Genomic DNA, 23,225 nt, shown 5'->3' on the forward strand with positions numbered 1-23,225 from the left:
TTTGTTTTTCAGTCTGATATCGTCTTTTGTTAAAGTTTTCGATTAAGCAGATAAAGTGTCACGCCGATAAAAACCAAACTCGGTGCCACCGCACCAACAAATGGCGGCAGCTTGTAGACCAGTGTCATAGGGCCAAAGACTTCATTAGATATATAGAAGGCGAAACCAAAGATCACACCGGATAACACCCTTGCTCCCATGGTCACCGAGCGCAGTGGCCCGAAGACAAAGCTCAGTGCCAACAACATCATGACACCAATCGATAATGGCTGAAGTGCTTTACGCCATAAAGCCAGCTCATAGCGGGAAGCATCTTGCTCTGATGCTTTCAGGTAATCCACGTAACTGAATACGCCACTAAGAGACAGCTCTTCGGGTTTCACCGTCACAATCGCGAGTTTCTCCGGCGTCAGTGTGGTTTTCCACGCTAGCTCCGCTTCTTTGGTTTCACTGATCTTCACTGGACCATCGAAGTGCGTTACCGTCACCATCTCCAGCATCCAGTTGTCTTTATCCAGGTATTTCGCTTTCTCTGCGAAAACTTGTGCCTTAAGGGTCTGGAGATCATCAAACTTCCAGATATTCACACCCGTCAGTGACTCTTTCTGATCAGTACGTGCAATATAAATGAAGTCTGCACCGTCTTTGGCCCACACTCCAGTTCTCACCGACATCACGTTACCGCCAGATTTGGCGAAGGCGCGAAGTTCACGCGCAGCCTTCTGAGCATCGGGCGCACCCCACTGTCCCAGAGCCAGCACCACCAACATCAGAGGCATTGCAGTTTTCAATACAGAGAGACCGATATCCAACTTTGAAAATCCCGCCGCTTGCATCACCACAAGCTCAGAACTTGAAGCCAATGTGCCCAGTCCAATCAAGGCACCCAAAAGTACAGCCATCGGAAAAAACATTTCAATGTCGCGAGGCATGCTCAGCAGCACATACTGAATAGCCGTTATCATGGTGAAGGTACCATCACCCACAGAACGCAATTGTTCAACAAACTTGATAATGGCGGACAGGCCAACCAGTGTCGCAAGACACAAGGTTGTTGTGGCAATAATAGTGCGGCCTATATAAAGGTCGAGGATCTTAAACATTAGGCCGCTCTCCTCAATCGGTATTTCAGTTTACGCATTGGCAGACTATCCCAACTGATCAGCATTAACGCCACCAGCAACGCCAATATGTTTACACTCCAAAGACCAATCTCAGGTGGCAACTTGCTCTCCTCTACCGCAGATTTCGCCGCACTGATAGAAAGGAAGTAACCCAGATAAATTAATACCGCTGGGAAGAGCTTTGCGAAACGTCCCTGACGCGGGTTCACCGCCGAAAGCGGTACAACAATCATGGTCATCAGCGGGATGCACAGCACCAGAGAGATACGCCACTGCAGTTCAGCTTGAGCTCGTGCTGAAGGTTCGTTGAGCAGAGAATGGGTAGGAACGGCATCCCAATCCCTGTGTTTCTGACGCACTTCGCGTTGACCAATGAGCACCTGATAGTTCTCATAATCTGTCACTGTGTAATCGAGCAGGGTTGGCACACCTTCGTAGCGCATACCGCCATTTAGATCGAGAACCTGACGTCCATCAGGTAGTTCAGAGATATAGCCTTTCTCTGCTACAACAACGTTGGGGCGCAAGGTACCGCGAGGTACAGGTTGTGCAATAAATACTTTATGGAGATCTTTGCCATCTCCCGTGATTTCGTTGACAAAAACGACAGCCTGCCCATCTGGCGTGGTTTGGATTTGTCCCTGCACCAAAAGCTCAAGACCCGTATCGGCCTCTAGACTTTCCATCACTTTGATTTCTTTATCATTTGCCCATGGCGTTAGCCACAAAGCATTAAAGGCCGCAACGGTACCAGTAATTACAGCCAAATAAAGTGCTGCCCGGATCAGAAATTTGTTTCCGATACCCGTTGCGTTCATTACGGTAATTTCACTTTCTGCGTATAAACGCCCGAAAGTAATCAAAATACCTATATAGAGGCTGAGCGGCAGCATTAACATACCCATAGATGGCATGTACAACCCAACAAGAGTTAACACATCGCCGCCCGGAATTGAGCCATCTGTAGCGTTAGCCAACACTCGGATAAATTTCTGGCTAAAAAAGACCAGAAATAGCACAAACAGTACCGCAAGTTGCGTTTTCACTGTTTCTCGGATCAAATACCGAACAATAATCACGGCGTTTTACCTTTAGAAAACTTGTTTTTTTACTCGAATCGCTATAGTTTTTCGGTAAATTAGTTATTTTTTAATCTTTCGGCCAAGTGTTAGCCTGCTTAATGAAATTTACGTCGAACACGATATCGAGTTCCGATAAAGCGGGCATTATCCAACATTTAGCCTCACTTGTCTTTAGGATGTAGGAGTACGCATGGAGTTCAGTGTAAAAAGCGGGAGTCCCGAGAAGCAGCGCAGTGCATGTATCGTTGTTGGTGTATTTGAACCACGTCGCCTGTCACCAGTGGCAGAACAACTCGATAAAATCAGTGATGGTTACATCAGTAGCCTACTGCGCCGTGGTGACCTCGAAGGTAAGCCTGGCCAGATGCTGCTATTGCATCACGTTCCTAATGTGCTGTCTGAGCGTGTGCTTTTGGTAGGTTGTGGTAAAGAGCGTGAACTCGGTGAGCGCCAATACAAAGAAATCATCAAAAACACTATCAACACGCTGAATGAAACGGGCTCTATGGAAGCGGTTTGCTTCCTGACTGAATTGCACGTGAAAGGCCGCGATACATACTGGAAAGTACGCCAAGCGGTTGAGAGCACCAAAGACAGCCTCTACACCTTCAACCAGTTCAAGAGCGTGAAGCCAGAAACCCGCCGTCCGCTGCGGAAACTGGTATTCAACGTACCAACACGTCGTGAACTGAATTTGGGTGAACGTGCGATTGCACACGGCCTGGCGGTTGCTTCCGGTGTGAACGCATGTAAAGACCTTGGCAACATGCCACCAAACGTTGCAAACCCAGCATACCTTGCTTCGCAAGCACGCCGTCTGGCGGATGACTTTGAAAAAGTCAGCACCAAGATCATTGGTGAACAAGAAATGAAAGAGCTTGGCATGACTTCTTACCTGGCAGTTGGTCAGGGCTCGAAAAACGAGTCCATGATGTCAATCATGGAGTACAAAGGTCACCCAGACCCAGATGCCAAGCCAATCATCCTGGTTGGTAAAGGTCTGACGTTCGATGCTGGCGGTATTTCACTGAAGCCGCCTGCCAACATGGACGAAATGAAATACGACATGTGTGGCGCAGCGTCTGTATTCGGTGCAATGAAATCTCTTGCGAAGCTGGATTTGCCAATCAACGTGGTTGGGGTACTGGCGGGTTGTGAAAATATGCCTGATGGCAATGCTTACCGTCCAGGCGACATCGTGACCACCATGTCAGGCCAAACTGTTGAAGTGCTGAACACAGACGCAGAAGGCCGCTTGGTACTTTGTGACGCCCTCACTTATGTTGAGCGTTACGAGCCAGAGTGTGTGATTGACGTGGCAACTCTGACTGGCGCATGTATTGTGGCACTGAGCCATCACATCAGTGGTTTGATTTCGAACCACAACCCATTGGCACACGAAATTGTGAACGCATCTGAGCAAGCAGGTGATCGCGCTTGGCGTCTACCAATGACGGAAGAGTACCAAGACCAACTGAAGAGCCCGTTTGCTGACATGGCGAATATCGGTGGTCCAGGTGGCGGTACCATTACTGCAGGTTGTTTCCTGTCGCGCTTTGCGAAAAAGTACAATTGGGCACACCTTGATGTTGCCGGTACGTCATTCAAAGGCGGACAAAATAAAGGCGCAACAGGTCGTCCTGTCCCATTGTTGGTCCAGTTCCTTCTGAACCGTTCTGGCCTTGAAGTCGCAGAGTAAAACTGCATAAAGAGAAAAGGAGGCCAAGGCCTCCTTTTTTGTTGCCGCTTTTTGTTGCGTGAGTGAGCAACTCACCGCACACTGAGCCGAACACAAAGGTACCAACGCTGCTAACTAAGCTAATGTGCTAATGAGGGAAATCGATGATAGGCATGGCGACCTTCTACTTACTGGATGAATCGCAAGACCAACCAACACAACAAATGTTGGACAAGGTTAGTCAGCTCTCTGCCCTTTTTTGTCAGCAAGGTATAAAAGCATTCATCATGGCTGAAGATAAAAAACAAGCCGAAGCAATTGATGAATTGCTCTTCCAACAAACCACGGAACACTTTGTGCCCCATAACCTGGTTGGCGAAGGTCCACGTGGAGGAGCACAGGTTGAAATTGGTTGGCCGGGTGTACGCCATGCTGGCCACCGCCAAGTGCTAATAAATCTGGCGCAAGAAGCAGCAACTTTTGCGCCTTCCTTTGCACAAGTGGTAGACTTCGTGCCTTGCAAAGAAGCTCTCAAGCAACAGGCTCGGGAACGCTACAAAATTTACCGAATGGCGGGGCGTCAAATGCGTACCCTCGCCATTGAAGAAATGTCCTATTAAATCAGTCCATCAAGAGCGCTATGGAAAAGACATACAACCCAACATCAATTGAAAAGGCGCTGTACCAGCGCTGGGAAGAGGCTGGCTACTTCAAGCCTCACGGTGACACATCAAAAGCTGCTTACAGCATCATGATCCCACCACCCAACGTCACGGGCAGCCTGCACATGGGCCATGCGTTTCAGGACACCATCATGGATACCCTGATCCGCTGCGAGCGCATGAAAGGCAAAAACACCCTGTGGCAGGTCGGTACTGACCACGCAGGTATCGCGACCCAAATGGTTGTTGAGCGCAAGATCGCGGCAGAAGAAAGCAAAACCAAGCACGACTACGGCCGTGACGCTTTCATCGACAAGATCTGGGAGTGGAAAGGCGAATCCGGTGGCACAATCACCAAGCAGCTGCGCCGTCTGGGCGCGTCTGTAGACTGGGATCGTGAGCGCTTTACCATGGATGATGGCTTTTACGCTGCTGTTCAGGAAGTGTTTGTACGTCTGTATGAAGATGACCTGATCTACCGCGGCAAGCGTCTGGTTAACTGGGACCCGAAACTGCACACGGCTATTTCCGATCTGGAAGTAGAAAATAAAGACGTGAAAGGCCACATGTGGCACTTCCGTTACCCATTGGCTGACGGCGTTAAAACCGCAGACGGTAAAGACTACATCGTGGTAGCAACTACCCGTCCAGAAACCATGCTGGGCGATACCGGTGTTGCGGTAAACCCTGAAGATCCACGTTACAAAGATCTGATCGGTAAAGAAATCATTCTGCCAATCGTTGAGCGCCGCATTCCAATCGTGGGCGACGAACACGCAGACATGGAGAAAGGCACAGGTTGTGTGAAGATCACCCCTGCGCATGACTTCAATGACTACGAAGTTGGTAAGCGTCACCAGTTGCCAATGATCAACATCCTGACGTTCAACGCAGACATCCGTGACGCAGCCGAAGTGTTCAACACCAACGGCGAAGCGAGCGATCTATACAGCACTGACCTGCCGGAGAAATACCGTGGCATGGAGCGTTTCGCTGCACGTAAAGCGATCGTTGCTGAGTTCGAAGAACTGGGCCTGCTGGACGAAATCAAAGATCACGACCTGACTGTTCCTTACGGCGACCGTGGTGGCGTGGTTATCGAACCAATGCTGACTGACCAATGGTACGTTCGCACTGCGACGCTGGCACAACCAGCGGTTGAAGCGGTTGAAAACGGCGACATCCAGTTCGTGCCTAAGCAATACGAGAACATGTACTTCTCTTGGATGCGTGACATTCAAGACTGGTGTATCTCTCGTCAGCTTTGGTGGGGGCACCGCATTCCTGCGTGGTACGACAACGACGGCAATGTTTACGTAGGTCGTACAGAAGAAGAAGTACGTGAGAAGAATGGTCTTGCACCCGTTGTTGTACTGCGTCAGGACGATGACGTTCTGGATACCTGGTTCTCATCTGCATTGTGGACATTCGGTACACTGGGCTGGCCACAAGAAACGCCAGAACTGAAAACCTTCCACCCGACTGATGTACTGGTAACCGGTTTCGACATCATCTTCTTCTGGGTTGCGCGCATGATCATGATGACCATGCACTTCATGAAAGATGAAGATGGCAAGCCACAAGTGCCATTCAAGACGGTTTACGTAACGGGTCTGATCCGTGACGAAAACGGCGACAAGATGTCGAAGTCTAAAGGTAACGTACTTGACCCGATTGACATGATCGACGGTATCGATCTCGAGTCACTGGTAGAAAAACGTACCGGTAACATGATGCAGCCACAACTGGCGGCGAAGATTGAGAAGAACACCCGTAAGACGTTTGAAAATGGTATCGAAGCCTACGGTACCGACGCACTGCGATTCACCCTAGCTGCCATGGCTTCAACTGGCCGTGACATCAACTGGGACATGAAGCGTCTTGAGGGTTACCGTAACTTCTGTAACAAGCTCTGGAACGCAAGCCGTTACGTGCTGATGAACACTGAAGATCAGGATTGCGGCATGTCACAAGATCAGGGCGGTGAGATGGAATTCTCACTGGCTGACAAGTGGATCGAATCTCAATTCCAACTAGCAGCAAAAGAGTTCAACGGACATATCGAAAACTTCCGTCTGGATATGGCATCGAACACCCTGTACGAATTCATCTGGAACCAATTCTGTGACTGGTACCTGGAGCTGACCAAGCCCGTTCTGTGGAAAGGTTCTGAAGCACAACAGCGCGCGACCCGTCACACGCTGATCACCGTGCTTGAGAAGACATTGCGCCTAGCGCATCCGGTTGTTCCTTACATCACTGAATCTATCTGGCAGAGCGTGAAGCCGTTGGTAGACGGTGTTGAAGGTGACACCATCATGCTGCAGGCACTGCCACAATATGAAGAAGCACAGTTCGATGAAGCAGCACTGGCTGATATCGAGTGGGTGAAAGGTTTCATCACTGCCATCCGTAACCTGCGCGCTGAATATGACATCGCACCAAGCAAACCTTTGAATGTAATGTTGAAAGCCGCTGACGAGAAAGATGCTGCTCGTGTAGAAGCAAGCAAGCAGGTTCTAGTGTCACTGGCGAAGCTGGAAGGCATCCGCATTCTGGAAGCAGGCGAAGAAACACCGGCATGTGCAACCGCACTGGTTGGTAAATCTACCCTCATGATCCCAATGGCAGGTCTGATTGACAAAGACGCTGAACTGGCGCGTCTAGACAAAGAAATTGCCAAGACCCAGGGTGAAATCAAACGTGTTGAAGGCAAGTTGAATAATCAAGGCTTCGTGGCAAAAGCCCCTGAAGCGGTCGTTGCTGCTGAGCGTGCGAAACTGGACGGCTACGCTGAAACCCTGACTAAGTTGGAAGAGCAGAAAGCGACTATCGCGGCGCTATAAGCCAAACTCATTACGATTGCAGTACTAGGGCTGTTGACTTTTGCTTGTTAAATTTCGTTCTAGCCCTAAGCGTTTTATGCGCGGCGAGGTGTGCGCCGCCTAGTTATTCTAAGCAAATACACCTCAACAAAGCATAAAACGGTTAGGGCAGAACCCTTCGGGCAGCGTTTGTGGGGACTTTCTCCTGCGTTATCGGCTTCTCATGTAGGCCAGCTACATATCGAAGCTTCTGCCTTGCATAAAATCTCCACAAACTGCTGCAAAAATCACCACCAAAGGTCAACAGCCCATAGTAAACGGCATCACTACACCTATAAGCAGCAACCATTTCTCATTTTCATGAAAATCAGTTCTCTGTTCATCGTAGGAAGGACTGACAAGCTCCATTGTTGTTCAAAAACAAATATTTATTGCTTTTAACTCAATAGTCCACTTTTACACATACTTTTAGAATGTTAACTCCAAAACGCTCTAATATACATACCGATACTTTGTCATAACAATTTAAAAAGTATCAAAATAAAGACTGATTGGTGGCTAAGCTGAAACTCTGATTCCTGTTTCAAAGACAAAAACGTCACTCCTGTTCTATAGCCCTTCAGCTTCACATACCTTTATCTTAAACAACCATGACGCCGTAAGAGCCACACTTTATTCGTATCGATTAAAAACTAGTGTTAAATATACATTTAATTTGACTCATTAAGGTGACATGCGCCGCAATTGTCGTTCATATCAACATTGTTCTCTAAATCCGTTACTACGCTTTTCCGAACATCATCCTGCAACTAATGAAACGTAGAAATGAATTCAATTGCCTCCAGGCTGTACCTAAGTCTGATAACACTAGCGCTTCTCTTGCTAACCGTGTCGTCTTTGACTGTTTGGGTCGCGATCAGCACCCGAAGCAGCACGGATGCACTGCTTGATAAAGCGCTACAAAATACTGTCAATACTGCCCATATGGAGTATGAGCTCAGCGAAATGATGTTCAGTTTAGTCAGGTATGTGGAAGACCAAGAAAAGGAAGCTAACACAACCTTTCTGGAGCATCTGGGAAAATTCGTTGAGTACAAAAAAGAATTAAGTCTGTCTAAAAATGTTGAGACGACCAGCGAGGATATCGACAAGTTGAGGACGCTGCATCAAGAGTTTTTGTTATTGGCGCAACAACGTGTTTTCGGCGAGTTCGATCCGAGTTCAGTGCAACGTATCCGTACTCTTATCACTTCAAGCACCTTACCACTTGAAGTGCTTCTAAATAAGCTTCAAAGCTCTATCGACACTCAAAGCGAGCTTTATACGTTCCGTAACGATTTCTCCTCATCTCATCGATACGAATTGCATCGATACGATATAAAGATATTGCTCGAAAAAATACAGGACATGAAGACTGATTTAGATATTTTCCTTCTCGGCTACCCTTTGGCTGAAAAGCGTTTTATCGCTGATGCTGAAGAGTTTAAGTACTCCTTAAAGTCGATTTCTAATTCGACAGACAGCTCCAAAATTCTGGAGCAGATCAAGCCTATTGAATGGCACTTTACTAGGTTTTTTGGCGTTGCAAGCAGAATATTCAAATACCATGACAATACTGCCCGTCAACGTGCATTGAAGTCAGTAAATGAGCTAGAGAGAGGCGTGTTTCTGGATATGAAAACACAGCTCAAAAAGATTGCTGACCAATCGGATATTCTATTGATTGAAGAGTCACAAGGGCTACGTGGGGTGGCTAACAAGTCCATGTATGCACTTGTATTGGTGGTCGTTTTTGCATCCGTATTGCTAGCACTGATCGTTGTTTTCTTCCAGCGCTCCTTATTTAGGCCGCTGGAGAAAATCAACACAACGATTCAAGCGTTGCGTAAGGGGTATCGCAACATTGCTTTCGAGAACATTGAAGACAATGAACTAGGGCGAATTACCCAAAGTCTCAAAAACTTCCAGATTGGCTTATCTCAACTCGACCAACTCCAGAAAGAAAACGCCAACCAGAAGGAAGCGTTAAAGCAAGAAAAAGAGAGCCTGACTGAGATGCTAGAGAACCTGAAATCGGCACAAGACAAACTCATCGAGACCGAAAAACTCTCTTCCCTAGGTAGTCTGGTGGCCGGCGTTTCCCATGAAATTAACACGCCGCTAGGGATCTCTGTGACTATGGCGACGACTTTGGAAGACGAATATTCCAGCTTTATGAAGAAACTCAAAACCGGCGAGATCACTAGAGAAGACTTCGATAATTTTGAGTCACACAGTACCGAGACTCTCAACGTACTTAATGTCTCTCTAGAAAGAGCTTCTGGACTCATTAACAGCTTTAAACAGGTTGCTAACGACCAAACCAGTGAGCAACTACGTGACTTTGAACTGGGTACATTGTTGCAAGAGATATATTGCACCCTTCATCACCAAATCAAAAATCGACCCGTCAAATTCTCGTTGTACAACGATGAAGAACTAATGATGAACAGCTACCCCGGCCCTATTGGGCAGGTATTTACCAACCTTTTCAACAACTCCATTATTCACGGTTTTGATAATTTTAAAAAGGATATACAGGGAGAGATATCCCTCACATTAACTCGGGAAGGCGACCAAATACGTTTGCTCTACCGGGATTCAGGGAAAGGCTTATCTGAAGAAGGGATCAAACGTATCTTTGAACCTTTCTACACTACCCGCCTGGGCGAAGGTGGTTCAGGGATGGGCATGCATGTTGTCTACAGCATTGTGGTCAACATGCTGCAAGGGGACATTCAGGTATATAACGACAACGGTGCCGTCTTCGATATTTCTATTCCGGCATCCATTCAACAGACGGAAGATGAACTATGAGCGACTTTAAAATCAATATTATCGATGGCCCATCAACGCCTTCCCAACATCCAGTTACTCCAAGTCGAAGTTGGAAAGTCGCCATTATTGATGATGAAGCCTCTATGCACCATGCAACTACACTGGCACTTAAAAATGTCAAAATCATGGGCTACCCATTGAGTTTTATTCACGCATACTCTGGCAAGGAAGGACAACAGCTTCTTGCAGACAACATAGATACCGCCGTGATATTGCTTGATGTCGTGATGGAAGAGGAAGATTCAGGGCTGCAACTCGCCAGCTATATCCGAAAGGAATTAGGAAACCATACAACGCAAATCGTACTTCGTACTGGTCAACCCGGCTATGCCCCTGAAGAATCAGTGATTGAGAATTTCGAAATCAACGACTACAAGACCAAAAACGAGCTGACAAGAGCTAAGCTGTTCAGTACCCTTTGCTCGTCTATCCGCTCTTATCAGAGCCTGTATTCAATACAGAAAAGTCGTGATGGATTAAGAAAGATCGTTGACTCTGCCGCGAACCAATTCCAGGAGCGTTCACTCGCCAGCTTCAGCGAAGGCATACTAGATCAAATCAATGCACTGTTCGACATTCACTCAGAAGGTATTTTTTGCGTTTCCAGCCGCCCTCTCAATCCACCTCAACAACTGGAAAAGATTTACTTTCATGCCACTAGTGAACAGCATGAAGACGAACATATCGTTGTTGCTACCAGCCTAAAGTACCAGCAGGCATTCGGGAAAAACCTCGATACGATAGAATTGGATGAAACGTCCCACGCAGCTATCAAGCAGGCGTTTCAAGAGGGTCGAAATGTGATCAATGGCGGAAACATTGCACTTTATATGGACACGCCCAGCCAGTGGAAAGCTGTGATCTACATTTTCACTGGCAAAACCGATTTATTGGAGGAGCTTGATCCAGAGCTTCTGTCCGTGTTTATCCAGAATGTCGCTCTCGGTCTGGAAAATACCAAGTTTGTCAACCAACTATTTGATGCAGCCTTTATCGATGAAATCACAGGCCTTCACAGCCGCATGGGTTTTGTCGACTCGCAAGTCCCTTCTCTGCTGAAACGTGCAGGTCGCCTTACACTTGCCATGATTGATATTGATGACTTTCACCAAATCAATGAATCACTGGGCTTTGATTATGGCAATAAGGTTCTCAAAGTGTTCGGTGATGCTTTAAAGCAAAGCCTACCAACGAGCAGTGTGGTCAGCAGGCTTCACAGTGACGCATTTGCTGTCGCTACAGAGCTTGACGAAGCCTCGCTTCTCAATGTGCTTCAAACACTCCAAGATACCGTTTTTGAAATGGACGATGGTGGTCCCTTCTACCTTGGCGTTACGTCCGGCATTTTCAATTTGGAGGAAACCGGCACCCTAAACAACACAGAAGTCGCTCTCAAACGCGCGGAAATAGCACTTAAGCAGGCAAAGTCAAAACGTCGTGGTTGTGCACTAACCTTCCACGAAGATATGGAAATAGCCTGCAATGAGCGACTGAACCTCATCAATAAGCTGCGCCACGATCTATCTGAAGAGCTGCTTTATCTTGTATTTCAGCCAAAAGTGAACCTAACCAACAACTGCATTATTGGTGCCGAGGCTTTATTGCGCTGGAACCACACAGAGCTTGGTGAAGTCTCTCCGGGAGTGTTCGTTCCGATAGCAGAAGCTGCAGGGCTCAGTTTCGAGCTCGACACCTTTGTGTTTCGTTCTGCCTGTAAAGTGCTGGCAAACCATCCTGAATTGCCGGAAATTGCCATTAACATCTCCCCCCTGTCACTCAATCGCCGCGAGTTATTGCCAATTCTAGATGGCATCTTGCAACAGTATGGTATCGATAAGCGCCGGATATCTTTGGAAATCACCGAGGGCTGCTTCGTTCAGGGGAAAAGCTGCAAAGCAAATATTGCCAAGTTGCATGAACAAGGGTGGTCACTACACCTTGATGATTTTGGTACGGGGTATTCCTCCTTTGGTTACCTCCTCAACTTGCCAGTCTCCGTTATAAAGATCGACCGAATCTTCACTTGGGGACTAAGTAAATGTGACCGCTCTGAGCGCTTGCTGGGAGGAATGGTAAATATGCTCAAAGGCATGAACAAGCGGGTGCTTATAGAAGGAATAGAAACCGAAGAACAACTTGTTTCCGCTGTCGCTGCTGGGCTAGAAATGACACAAGGTTACCTGTTCTATAAACCACTTACCTTGGATGATTTCACGCTTGCGTTGAAAGAACAGGCTGTCGCCTAAAATGCATCTCAACCTTGGCTTGCTATATCAAGCCAAGGTTTACTCCGCTCCAATATCTCTCTCATCATCTGGCTTGTTTCAATACCTCCGCTTTGATAGCCCTTGCCTATTGTAGTAATCAAATAAAGCCAATTTACAAATGAGAATCATTTGCAATAATGGGGTCATACCGAATGAGGGAACTGTTATGAAAAAGACCTTAAGTTTTGCTGTGATTCACTTTACCGTTGCGTTTACTGTCGCATATATCCTGACAGGCGATATTCTGCTGGGTAGCTTGATTGCAATGGTAGAGCCTATGGTTAACACCGTTGCCTTCTACTTCCACGAAAAGGCATGGGACAACAAGTTACTGAAGCGTCTGGCAACAAACCATCCAGGCCGTAAAACAGCAAGTTTCGCCGTTGTTCATTTCAGCGTTGCGTTTGGTGTGGCTTACCTGCTGACGGGTGATGTGCTGATTGGCAGTGTGATGGCGATGATTGAGCCTTGTATTAACACCATAGCTTACTACTTCCATGAGCGTGTATGGCAGAAGAAAGAGCGCCTGAGCATGATGCAATATCACCACTATCCAATGGCAGCGTGATAGAGAACACGTCTCAAAATAAGAAAGGGCAGCGTAAACTGCCCTTTTATCATTCTGTCTGGAAGCTGTTTGCAGCCTCTATACGGCTTTCTGTGTCTGGATGGGAACTGAGCCATTGCGACATTCCCTCCGTCTGATGAGCCTCGCCAAGCAAGGCAAACATTTCTGCCTGTGCACTGGCATCACCATAAATAGTACTGAGGTATTTAGCAGCGAACTGATCGGACTCTTCTTCATCTGCCCTTGAATACCCTGCCGTCGCTGCAAGTACACCCAAACCTGTCATCAAGTCGATAACACCTGTGCTTTCACCGGTAATCACGGCTATAGAGACTGAAATCAAGGTCGAGCGCACCAGCCCTTTCATCACGTGCTGATGATAGACATGACCAAGTTCATGCAGTATCACACTCTCCAGTTGCGCGTCAGTTTGAGCAAGATTGACTAAAGGATCGAGTAACACCACAGTGCCATCACTTAAGGCAAAGGCATTGGGCCCTTGTTTCCAGTTGCGGAACACCAGTCTGGGGTTGACTGGCATCTGCGGAAGCATTTTCATCAACTCGTCAAAGCGTTGATTCAACGCTTGCTGGCGTTCCGTATCCAGCTCGGAAGCAGTAAACATTCTTTCATCGAGCTGAGACATCACATGCTCACCAACCGCCATCGGGATCTCTTCGGGTAAAACCTGCGTGATCCCTGTGCTTATCCCTGGCAACCCAATAGAGAAAAAGGCCGCAATAAACAACAATGCAGCCGCAATAGAAGAAAGGATCGCCGTTTTGCTGCTCTCAAGGCGTGTCAGCCATCCTCGACTTTTCACTTGAAAACAATAGGGCAAGTCAGCTTCATTATCAGGCAAAAAGAGCTCACCATTCGGAAAGCTAAGCTGAAGCGGAAGATTGCCGATGTGTTGGGAACGGGAGACTTCTTCCGGTCGGCATTCAACAGTTTTGCCATTAAATGTGAGTATCGCTTTGGTCTCACCTATGACAAAGAGTTCGGCCTGATGCTTCCCCGATTCTCCAGCAGCAAACGCAGTACCTTTCACCATCAGTTGATTCCAATATCCAAGTCGAAGACCTGTGACATCTCGTCACCGACTGCTGATTTGGCGCCATTTCCATCTTCGTAAACGCTGAGCGCATCAAGATCGCCATGAACCGCCGTCACTGACAATATATAGCGTGTTGTGCGGACCATTACCCAAGGACGCGCTAAACCCAACGTCAAAACCTGCATGAAGAAGTTCGTGATAACGAGCAGAATGTAATCAGCGGTATTCATTTTTGAAGACAGACGATAATCCCCACTGCCACCAACCATCATTTGGCTAAACACATGATTACGAGTTCGAGTATGAATAAACGCAGTCACGATAAGCATTGAGACAAACAACATCACATACATAAGAATGACCAGACTCATGGCGCCCAGTGCTGTCGTGATATGCCCGATATTGAGATCAGAAATATCAGTAAACCTTACCTCTGACAAACTGACAAACTGCCCACCAACAAAAAAGAATAATGCGCCAAATGCTAATACACCGATAGAAGACAGTATCCAGATAAGCACGGCCCAGATGTATGTGCGGACAAAAAAGCCTGTCGAGAGCGTGGCGTTAAATTGTAGTTTTCCGTAACCATATCCATTGGCGAAATAGCTTGCGATACCTTTCATCATCCATGCAAACATCACCAACAAAGAAGCAAGTCCACCAACAACAAAAAGGAAAGTGATAAAGCCACTGGTGGGCGCGATAGCGAAAGTCCCAAACACTACGATAGTGAGGATCAGCAAGAGGCCTCTACCCAGAATGGCAGCATAAGCGCCCATCAAAGTACCGGTGAAATTGAGCCTGACATTGCGGTAACTCGTCATACGGGCGTTAAAGCGAGCATTGTTTCTCGCTATCCAGGGCATCATAGCTAAGCCCAAAAGAAACAGAACGCTGGAAAAAACCGGGGAAAAATGGCCTGACAAAAACCAGATAACAAATGCAGTGACAGCTATAAGCCGCCCGATAAGGATTTGTTTTGGTGTTGCATGATAATCAAAGCGATCACCCGCAAGTTCAGTGTTTCCGTAAAAGTATTTTTTTGTACGTACTTTTGCCCACGCTGAATAAACTCCAAACGTAAGAATACTTAGCACAATATTTACAATCCAGATGCCAAAAAACTCACGGCCCGTACCGTGAAATGTCATTTTGTTTTCCATAGTCAATCCTTTGCCAACTGTTTTATTATGTATCTGAAGTCCATAATATACCCAAACAACCTGAAGATGCTCGCACTCAGAAGTCATCGACATGTTCAATTCGAGGCAAATTTCGCGAGGAATAGTCCCTCTATTTCCTTGGAATTTAACGAAGAAGTGGCCGTAATGAAGCTCTCCCTTCAAGTTGTTTAGGTATAAACCCTTCTCGCTTCAAGCTCAGGGCAAGTGCGAATCAAGAGACTTGTTTCTGTGCAGACGGAGTAATTATCTCTGAGTTACCTGCTTACACAAGACAGTAAGCCACAAAGGAATGCGACACATTTGGTGTAAAATGGAGACACAATGACTACAGGCCCAGTTGAAATCAGATCGCTCGTGCGCCAACTTCTTCGCCATCGCGGGTTGTTGGATAACATCTATGGCACTGCAGGACTTACCACAGTGCAATGCCACGTCATGATAGAGCTGGAGCAGGAGACTCTAACTGCTGAGCAACTTTCTGGGCGCCTCAATATTGATGTCGCCAATGCCAACCGAACACTGGCTATTCTCATCAACAATAACAATGTTGCTTCCACTATCGATCAAGACAGCAATCTGCCGCGCTATTCTCTGTCTGATGTTGGTAAAGAGCGTCTGGATGAGCACCACTTCGGTATCAATCATCAAATCGCCATGTATCTGGAACAACTGGATACCGATGAAATTGAATCCCTCTCCACATCCCTGCACCGCTATAACAGGGCTATGGAGCAGAGCGAACGCCAGAAAGGTTTCACCCTTCGCTTGTTGGAGCCTGCCGACAACGCAGCCATTGCCACTGTTATTCGCAAAGTATCAGAAGAATATGGCCTGACTGCTGACAAAGGCTACAGCGTGGCAGACCCGACACTGGATGTATTGAGTGAAAGCTACAAAGCGGATAATGCGGCTTATTGGGTCGTCGAGCAGAACGGAAAAATTTTTGGGGGCGGCGGCGTTGCATCTTTGCCCGGTGAAGAGGGTGTATGCGAATTGCAGAAAATGTATTTCCGTCCTGAACTACGTGGTCGAGGCTTTGCAAGAAGACTCGCGGCAATGGCCATGAAATTTGCGCGACATCACGGCTATCAAGCTTGTTATCTTGAAACGACTGCCTGTCTGAAAGAAGCCATTAGTCTCTATAAATCGCTCGGCTTTGAACATCTTGATAAGCCACTTGGTAACACCGGACATACAGACTGCGAAGTCGCGATGCTGAAAAAACTGTAAGTCACCAATTAACAAGCACAAAAAAGCCGGAGTCTTCAACGCTCCGGCTTTCTTTTCAGAAAAGACGATTAATCGTCTTCTTCCAGTTCACCCTCTTCCTCGGCGTCTTCGTCGTCCGATTCAAAGTAAGTGCCCCAGCCGTCATAATCGATACTGAATTTCTCAGCCAGCTTCACCAGTTTCTCGACCTGTTCGTCAATGCGCTCTGCATCCAACGCAGATTCCATCACTGCATCAAAGCAGATCACTGTGGAGCCATCTTCCAGTTCAAGCTCTTCCGCTTCCAGCACTTCAAAGCCCATTTTGAACGCTTCTACTGCCGCGCCTTCAAGCTCTGCAAAGCTGTCTGCAGACAGGTGGTGCTCAATGGTGTACAGCGCATCTGGATCGCTACCATCTTCCAGCAGGGCTTCAATGATTTCACGGGTTTCCGCTTTTTGTTCTTCAATAATGTCAGCGTAAGACATCAGATCACTCCAGGCACTTAATTAACGGCAGAACTATGGCATGGATTGGCATGGTTTACCACGTCAATTTCCCACACTCCCCCACATGTTAATTAAAAGTAAAATTGACCTTATCGAACAAGGTTGTCATTATTTGAGAACAGGGCAACAACAACACAAGATGCTGGATATATCTAAAAATACCCAATCTTGCGCCATCAAAGCCCCTGATTATGGAATAGTGTGCACTTATATCGCATAGATAAGCACCGATAGATGCATGGCGGGCTTTCACACTCGGCGAAGATCGAGCAAACCAAGGTTAGCCCTCACGCAAAAAGGTAAATGGATTTACGACAAATTTTCAGGCGTCTCTACTACCCGACGCCACGAATACAGAATTCTGTCGCTTTATCTCCATTTTCCCCACCGTTCCTGCTACGCACTGACATGACAGAGAGGCGAACGCTCTCTTCAACCTAACTCATGCGAAGTAAAACGGTGGAGGTTAATAAAAATTCAAGAGAGAAACGATCATGAGTCAGCTATATGTGGGATCTGAAGTCGGTCAATTGAAGCGTGTGATGCTTCATCGACCAGAACGAGCGCTAAACCACCTTACGCCGTCTAACTACAAAGACCTGTTGTTTGATGATGTACTCGCGGTGGAACGTGCCGGCGAGGAGCACGATCAATTCGCGCAAACCCTGCGTGACCAAGGCGTTGAAGTGCTGTTATTGCACGATCTGCTGGCCCAAACATTAGACGTGCCGGAAGCCAAGGCTTGGTTACTCAGTACCCAAGTGGGCGAATACCGTCTTGGTTACCAGTTCGCACATGATGTGAGAAGCTATTTAAAAAGCCTTAGTAACGAAGAGCTGGCACACATCCTTCTCGGCGGTTTGAGCTATATCGATTTTCCAAACCATTCAGCGTCGATGATGCAGGCAATGCACGAACGCATGGATTTCATCATCGACCCACTGCCGAATCACTTGTTTACCCGTGACACTTCATGCTGGGTATATGGTGGCGTGTCCTTAAATCCAATGGCGATGCCTGCCCGTCAGCGTGAAACCAACCACCTGCGCGCTATTTACCGCTGGCACCCACTGTTCGCAGGTCAGGACTTCATCACTTACCTTGGTGATGAGCAGCGCGACTACGATAATGCCATGGTCGAAGGCGGTGATGTGCTGGTTATCGGCAACGGTGCAGTTCTGGTGGGCATGTCTGAACGCACAACACCACAAGGTGTGGAGGCGCTGGCACGAAGTTTGTTTGCTCATGGTCAGGCAAAAGAAGTGATCGCGATTAACCTACCAAAGCACCGTTCATGCATGCACTTGGATACCGTGATGACTCACATGGACATCGACACTTTCTCTGTGTATCCACAAGTAATGCGTAAAGACCTGCAAAGCTGGCGTCTTATCAACAAAGGCAATGGCGATGTAGAAGTGAAAGAAGCTGACTATTTCCTTCATGCCATCGAAAAAGCGTTGGAGTTGCCTCAGCTCAACATCATCACCACCGGTGGTGACAGCTTTGAAGCCGAGCGCGAACAGTGGAACGACGCCAACAACGTGCTGACCGTGCGCCCAGGCGTGGTGATTGGTTATGAAGGCAACGTGTACACCAATGAAAAATACGACAAAGCGGGCATCACCGTTCTTCCTATCCCGGGCGACCAACTTGGCCGTGGTCGCGGCGGTGCGCGCTGCATGAGCTGCCCTATCGAACGCGAAGGACTGTAAAAGGGAACCGAACTCTCCCACTCTCCTTAACCGAACAAGCCACCTCATTGCGAGGTGGCTTTTTTCATGTCTCCGAGAAAATATCGACCAAACACAAATAAATATTTATTCAAAGGGGTTGAATTAATACTCACAAATAAGTCAGAATCGTGATTAATATCAAAGTGACATAAATTTATACCCAAACAACCTAAAGATGCAGGATTCAGCGAGCTTGACTGGCGTCGTGATCGCGGCGTTCCTTTGTAGGTGTAGTCACCTCCATCAAAAAGGAACAACAAAGAGCACGGCGTCAGTCAACTCGCCCGAAGGGAGGGCCTCAATGCGCCCACTTCTTCTTTAAATTCCACGGAAATAGAACGACTATTCCTCGTGAAATTTGCCTCGAATTGAACGCATTGATGACCTCTGAATGCGCGTATCTTCAGATTGTTTGGGTATAGGTCACATCGCAGTAAACGGATTTTTAGAAAGGGACCTCAACATGGCATTTAATCTGCGTAACCGGAACTTTCTCAAGCTGCTGGATTTCACGCCAAAGGAAATCGCGTACCTGCTGGATCTCTCCGCAGAGTTGAAGAAAGCCAAGTACGGTGGCTACGAGCAGCCTCGTCTGAAAGGCAAGAACATTGCCCTGATCTTCGAGAAAGCTTCTACCCGTACGCGATGTGCCTTCGAAGTTGCCGCCTTTGACCAAGGCGCACAGGTTTCCTATATCGGCCCATCTGGCTCGCAGATCGGTCACAAAGAGTCGATGAAAGACACTGCGCGTGTTCTTGGCCGTATGTATGACGGCATTCAATATCGTGGTTTCGGTCAGTCCATTGTTGAAGAACTGGGCCAATTTGCAGGTGTTCCAGTTTGGAATGGTCTGACTGATGAATTTCATCCAACGCAGATCCTAGCAGATTTCCTCACCATGCTTGAGCACGGCCAAGGCAAAAACCTTTCCGACATGAAGTTTGCTTACCTCGGTGATGCACGCAACAACATGGGTAACTCCTTGATGGTGGGCGCTGCGAAGGTGGGTATGGATATCCGCCTGGTTGCTCCAAGTCAGTTCTGGCCGGAAGAAGCGCTGGTTGAAGAGTGTCAGGAGATTGCCGCTAATACCGGTGCGCAAATTACCCTGACAGAGAGCGTGGAAGAAGGCGTTCAAGGTTGTGATTTCCTTTACACCGACGTGTGGGTTTCCATGGGTGAATCTAAAGAAGCTTGGGACGAACGTGTTGCCATCATGAAGCCTTATCAGGTCAATATGGGCATGATCAAAGCCACAGGTAATCCAGACGTCAAATTCATGCACTGCCTGCCGGCATTCCATAATGATGAAACCACCATTGGTGCAGAGGTAGCAGAGAAATACGGCATGAAAGGGCTCGAAGTCACCGAGGACGTATTCGAATCTGAATACTCCATCGTGTTTGATGAAGCAGAAAACCGTATGCACACCATTAAAGCAGTGATGGTAGCCACGCTGGGCAGTTAACCCTATTACATCGCTCCATGAAGCCGCGCACCTGCGCGGCTTTTTATTTTATAGGGCGACACGATGTCATTGGCTCTGCCTTGCACAGGACAAAAATGGGCGTATAATCCTTCGCAATTTGTCAAAAAAACGAATCGGAATGCCAACATTAGCGACACAACTGACTGCTAAAACCTGCCGAATCTCGGCACTGGCACCGTTTTTTGTTTTTACTGGATTCTCAAGAAAAGCCTCCTGATCGGGAGGCTTTTTTTTGACCAAAATGTACCATTCACCATGTTGCACTGGCTGTTTTCACCTAGCCAACGCATGGAATCTGTTAAGGGAAGAGAAGACATGGCGACCTCGCTGCACAATAAACACATCATCTCCATCCCGGAGTTGTCCCGCGAAGAACTGGAACTTATCGTCGACACTGCCGGCAAACTGAAAGCGGAACCGAACCCTACGGTGTTGAAGAACAAGGTAGTCGCGAGTTGCTTCTTCGAGGCATCAACCCGCACCCGCCTGTCTTTCGAAACAGCGGTCCAGCGTCTTGGTGGCACAGTCATTGGCTTCCCGGATGGCGGAAATACGTCTTCCGGTAAAAAAGGCGAAACCTTGTCTGACTCGGTACAGGTCATCTCTTCTTATGTTGATGCATTCGTGATGCGTCACCCGAAAGAAGGCGCTGCTCGTCTGGCTTCAGAGTTCTCCAAAGGTGTGCCAGTAATTAATGGCGGCGATGGTGCAAACCAGCACCCCACCCAAACCCTGCTGGACCTTTTCAGTATTTACGAAACTCAAGGCCGTCTGGACAACCTGAAAGTGGCAATGGTCGGTGACCTTAAATACGGCCGCACCGTGCATTCTCTGACTCAAGCACTGTCGAAGTTCGATAATAACCAGTTCTATTTCATTGCACCGGAAGCACTGGCCATGCCGGATTACATTCTGGAAGAGCTGGACGAGCAAGGCATCCCATACAGCCTGCATACCAGCATCGAAGACGTGGTGCCGGAACTAGACATTCTTTACATGACCCGAGTACAGAAAGAACGTTTTGACGAATCCGAGTACCAACACATCAAAGCGGCGTTCATTCTCGACACCCCACAGCTTGCCAATGCCCGCGATAACCTAAAGGTGCTTCACCCCCTGCCACGCGTAGATGAAATTACCGTCGCAGTCGATAAAACCCCTTACGCCTACTACTTCGAGCAGGCGGAAAATGGGGTGTATGCGCGTCAGGCATTACTGGCACTGGTTATCAACGGAAGCGTTTAAGGCAGGAGAATCAACATGGTTAAAGAACACAAATTACAAGTTGAAGCCATCAAGAACGGCACAGTTATCGACCACATCCCTGCCAATGTCGGCTTTAAGGTCATGAAGCTGTTTAAGCTACATAAAACCAACGAACGCGTGACGGTAGGTTTGAACCTACCTTCCTCAGCACTGGGTGCGAAAGATCTGATCAAGATTGAAAACATCTTCGTATCTGAAGAGCAGGCGCAACAACTGGCACTCTACGCGCCTAAAGCAACCGTCAACCAAATCGAGAACTACCAAGTCGTCGCGAAAATTCCCCTCACACTGCCTAAGAGTATTCTCGGCGTGTTCCGTTGCCCCAACTCCAACTGCATCACTCACGACGAAAAGGCCATTGAAAGCAGCTTCAACGTGATTGAGAAAGCCGATGATATCCATCTGAAGTGCAAATACTGTGAGAAAGTGTTCTCGCGCGAAATCATGACGGAAAACCACTGATCACTTCCTCTGCACTTGGAAAGCCAGCTTTTGCGTCTGGCTTTTCTTGTCTATGAGCGAAACATTGGGTGGTATCGGGTATAAAATGTGATGGAATTGGGTTTACGTCAGGCGAGTCGCAATGCAGACTAACCACCCTACCGAAAAACATTGAATGAAGGATTGGTAAATGACTAAAGTGCTTCACACTGAACACGCTCCAGCAGCAATTGGCCCATATATTCAGGGCGTCGATCTGGGTAATATGGTACTGACTTCAGGCCAAATCCCAGTGAACCCAGTCACGGGTGAAGTGTCAGCAGACATCGCGGTTCAAGCACGCCAGTCTCTGGAAAACGTGAAAGCGGTTGTTGAATCTTCAGGCCTAACTGTTAGCGACATCGTTAAGCTGACCGTATTCGTAAAAGATCTGAACGACTTCGGTACTGTTAACGAGGTATATGGCAAATTCTTCGACGAGCACGGTGTAGAACACTACCCAGCACGCTCTTGTGTTGAAGTCGCTCGCCTGCCAAAAGATGTTGGTATCGAAATCGAAGCGATAGCAGTACGCAAATAATCTCTCTCAAGGTCTGATGACTTTGATATCGGACGAGAATGAAAAAAGCGACCACAAGGTCGCTTTTTTATTATCTGGGCATATTGTTAAGCCGCCAACTGCACTTCAATCTTGTCGACAACCTGACGAAACCAGGCCGTAAACTGCTCGGGCTTATACCCCATCGCAGCAATCATTTCCTGCTGAGGCCACCAGCGCCAGTCCATCACTTCATCAGGGTTGGGGACCAGAGTGACATCATCTACCTGACAGACAATGATTTGATCCAACTCATGCTCGGTCAGATTGTTATCAAGCTCAGCGCGATAGCAAAAAGATTCGCCCATCTCGAAGCTGAGCGGCGCAACAATGCCAAGTTCTTCGTTCAAGCGACGCTTCGCTGCAGCCTCAAAAGACTCCCCTTGCATAGGGTGCGAGCAGCAGGTATTGGTCCACAATCCACCGCTGTGGTACTTACCCATCGCTCTTTGCTGGAGCAGGTATTCACGGCCATTCCGCGTTTCCCGGTAAATCATCACCGAAAAAGCCAGATGCAATAGTCCTTGCTCGTGCGCAGCCAGTTTCTCAGCCAGCCCTGTTGGCTCGCCGCTTTCTGTTACCAGAACAACCTGATCTCTCAGCATACCTGTCTTACTTCTCTTACAAATCAGAGGCTTTTAAAAACACAA

Annotated in this window: 18 protein-coding genes; 12 read left to right on the forward strand and 6 right to left on the reverse strand. The window is 47.7% G+C overall.

Annotation, left to right across the window (positions count from 1 at the left end; translation table 11 throughout):
* Positions 1–29: 29 nt before the first annotated feature.
* Positions 30–1,103: an LPS export ABC transporter permease LptG gene (lptG, locus tag VP504_RS08670; RefSeq protein WP_325893904.1), complete on the reverse strand. Its 1,074-nt coding sequence runs from the start codon at positions 1,101–1,103 to the stop codon at positions 30–32.
* Positions 1,103–2,203 (reverse strand): LPS export ABC transporter permease LptF, encoded by a 1,101-nt coding sequence (gene lptF, locus VP504_RS08675; protein ID WP_325893905.1) that lies wholly within the window; start codon positions 2,201–2,203, stop codon positions 1,103–1,105. Before lptF ends, lptG begins: the two co-directional genes overlap by 1 nt.
* 193 nt (positions 2,204–2,396) lie before the next feature.
* Between lptF and pepA the strand changes: the two genes are divergently transcribed.
* The 6 genes from pepA (at position 2,397) to VP504_RS08705 (ending at position 13,083) form a co-directional block, all read left to right on the forward strand.
* Positions 2,397–3,905 carry a leucyl aminopeptidase gene (gene pepA, locus VP504_RS08680; RefSeq protein WP_062712061.1) on the forward strand — a complete coding sequence of 503 codons (1,509 nt, stop codon included), beginning with the start codon at positions 2,397–2,399 and terminating at the stop codon, positions 3,903–3,905.
* Positions 3,906–4,048: 143 nt separating this feature from the next.
* The gene (locus VP504_RS08685) at positions 4,049–4,504 is read left to right on the forward strand and encodes a DNA polymerase III subunit chi (protein WP_442788904.1); all 456 of its coding nucleotides are present in this window, start codon (positions 4,049–4,051) and stop codon (positions 4,502–4,504) included.
* Positions 4,505–4,524: 20 nt separating this feature from the next.
* Positions 4,525–7,392 (forward strand): valine--tRNA ligase, encoded by a 2,868-nt coding sequence (locus VP504_RS08690; RefSeq protein ID WP_325893907.1) that lies wholly within the window; start codon positions 4,525–4,527, stop codon positions 7,390–7,392.
* Between the two features lie 804 nt (positions 7,393–8,196).
* Positions 8,197–10,227, forward strand: a complete 2,031-nt coding sequence (locus VP504_RS08695; RefSeq protein ID WP_325893908.1) for a sensor histidine kinase — start codon at positions 8,197–8,199, stop codon at positions 10,225–10,227.
* Positions 10,224–12,494, forward strand: coding sequence for a bifunctional diguanylate cyclase/phosphodiesterase (locus tag VP504_RS08700; protein ID WP_325893910.1), 2,271 nt, complete (start codon positions 10,224–10,226; stop codon positions 12,492–12,494). The genes VP504_RS08695 and VP504_RS08700 overlap by 4 nt, the downstream gene beginning before the upstream one ends.
* Before the next feature lie 187 nt (positions 12,495–12,681).
* Entirely contained in the window at positions 12,682–13,083 is a 402-nt protein-coding gene (locus VP504_RS08705) for a DUF2061 domain-containing protein (RefSeq protein ID WP_062712080.1), read from the forward strand.
* Positions 13,084–13,132: 49 nt separating this feature from the next.
* Here the strand turns inward: VP504_RS08705 and VP504_RS08710 are convergent, their stop codons facing one another.
* Both VP504_RS08710 and VP504_RS08715 read right to left on the reverse strand, forming a co-directional pair.
* Positions 13,133–14,137 (reverse strand): M48 family metallopeptidase, encoded by a 1,005-nt coding sequence (locus VP504_RS08710; RefSeq protein WP_325893912.1) that lies wholly within the window; start codon positions 14,135–14,137, stop codon positions 13,133–13,135.
* Positions 14,137–15,306 (reverse strand): YjgN family protein, encoded by a 1,170-nt coding sequence (locus VP504_RS08715; RefSeq protein ID WP_325893914.1) that lies wholly within the window; start codon positions 15,304–15,306, stop codon positions 14,137–14,139. The genes VP504_RS08710 and VP504_RS08715 overlap by 1 nt, the downstream gene beginning before the upstream one ends.
* 342 nt (positions 15,307–15,648) lie before the next feature.
* Between VP504_RS08715 and VP504_RS08720 the strand changes: the two genes are divergently transcribed.
* Entirely contained in the window at positions 15,649–16,557 is a 909-nt protein-coding gene (locus tag VP504_RS08720; protein ID WP_325893915.1) for a bifunctional helix-turn-helix transcriptional regulator/GNAT family N-acetyltransferase, read from the forward strand.
* 68 nt (positions 16,558–16,625) lie between these two features.
* Here the strand turns inward: VP504_RS08720 and rraB are convergent, their stop codons facing one another.
* Positions 16,626–17,024, reverse strand: coding sequence for a ribonuclease E inhibitor RraB (rraB, locus tag VP504_RS08725; protein ID WP_325893917.1), 399 nt, complete (start codon positions 17,022–17,024; stop codon positions 16,626–16,628).
* A gap of 515 nt (positions 17,025–17,539) precedes the next feature.
* Between rraB and arcA the strand changes: the two genes are divergently transcribed.
* The 5 genes from arcA (at position 17,540) to VP504_RS08750 (ending at position 22,557) form a co-directional block, all read left to right on the forward strand.
* Complete coding sequence (gene arcA / locus VP504_RS08730) at positions 17,540–18,760, forward strand: arginine deiminase (RefSeq protein WP_325893919.1); 1,221 nt, start codon at positions 17,540–17,542, stop codon at positions 18,758–18,760.
* Between the two features lie 484 nt (positions 18,761–19,244).
* On the forward strand, positions 19,245–20,249 hold the full coding sequence (argF, locus tag VP504_RS08735; RefSeq protein ID WP_325893920.1) for an ornithine carbamoyltransferase: 1,005 nt from the start codon (positions 19,245–19,247) through the stop codon (positions 20,247–20,249).
* A gap of 336 nt (positions 20,250–20,585) precedes the next feature.
* On the forward strand, positions 20,586–21,515 hold the full coding sequence (gene pyrB, locus VP504_RS08740) for an aspartate carbamoyltransferase (RefSeq protein WP_046307058.1): 930 nt from the start codon (positions 20,586–20,588) through the stop codon (positions 21,513–21,515).
* Between the two features lie 15 nt (positions 21,516–21,530).
* Positions 21,531–21,998, forward strand: a complete 468-nt coding sequence (pyrI, locus tag VP504_RS08745) for an aspartate carbamoyltransferase regulatory subunit (RefSeq protein WP_325893922.1) — start codon at positions 21,531–21,533, stop codon at positions 21,996–21,998.
* Positions 21,999–22,167: 169 nt separating this feature from the next.
* On the forward strand, positions 22,168–22,557 hold the full coding sequence (locus VP504_RS08750) for a RidA family protein (protein ID WP_046304083.1): 390 nt from the start codon (positions 22,168–22,170) through the stop codon (positions 22,555–22,557).
* Positions 22,558–22,643: 86 nt separating this feature from the next.
* On the opposite strand, the gene idi is transcribed toward VP504_RS08750, so the two are convergent.
* Positions 22,644–23,180, reverse strand: coding sequence for an isopentenyl-diphosphate Delta-isomerase (idi, locus tag VP504_RS08755; protein ID WP_325893923.1), 537 nt, complete (start codon positions 23,178–23,180; stop codon positions 22,644–22,646).
* Between the last annotated feature and the right edge of the window lie 45 nt (positions 23,181–23,225).

The sequence above is a fragment of the Grimontia sp. NTOU-MAR1 genome (genome assembly GCF_035758505.1).
Lineage (GTDB): Bacteria > Pseudomonadota > Gammaproteobacteria > Enterobacterales > Vibrionaceae > Enterovibrio > Enterovibrio marinus.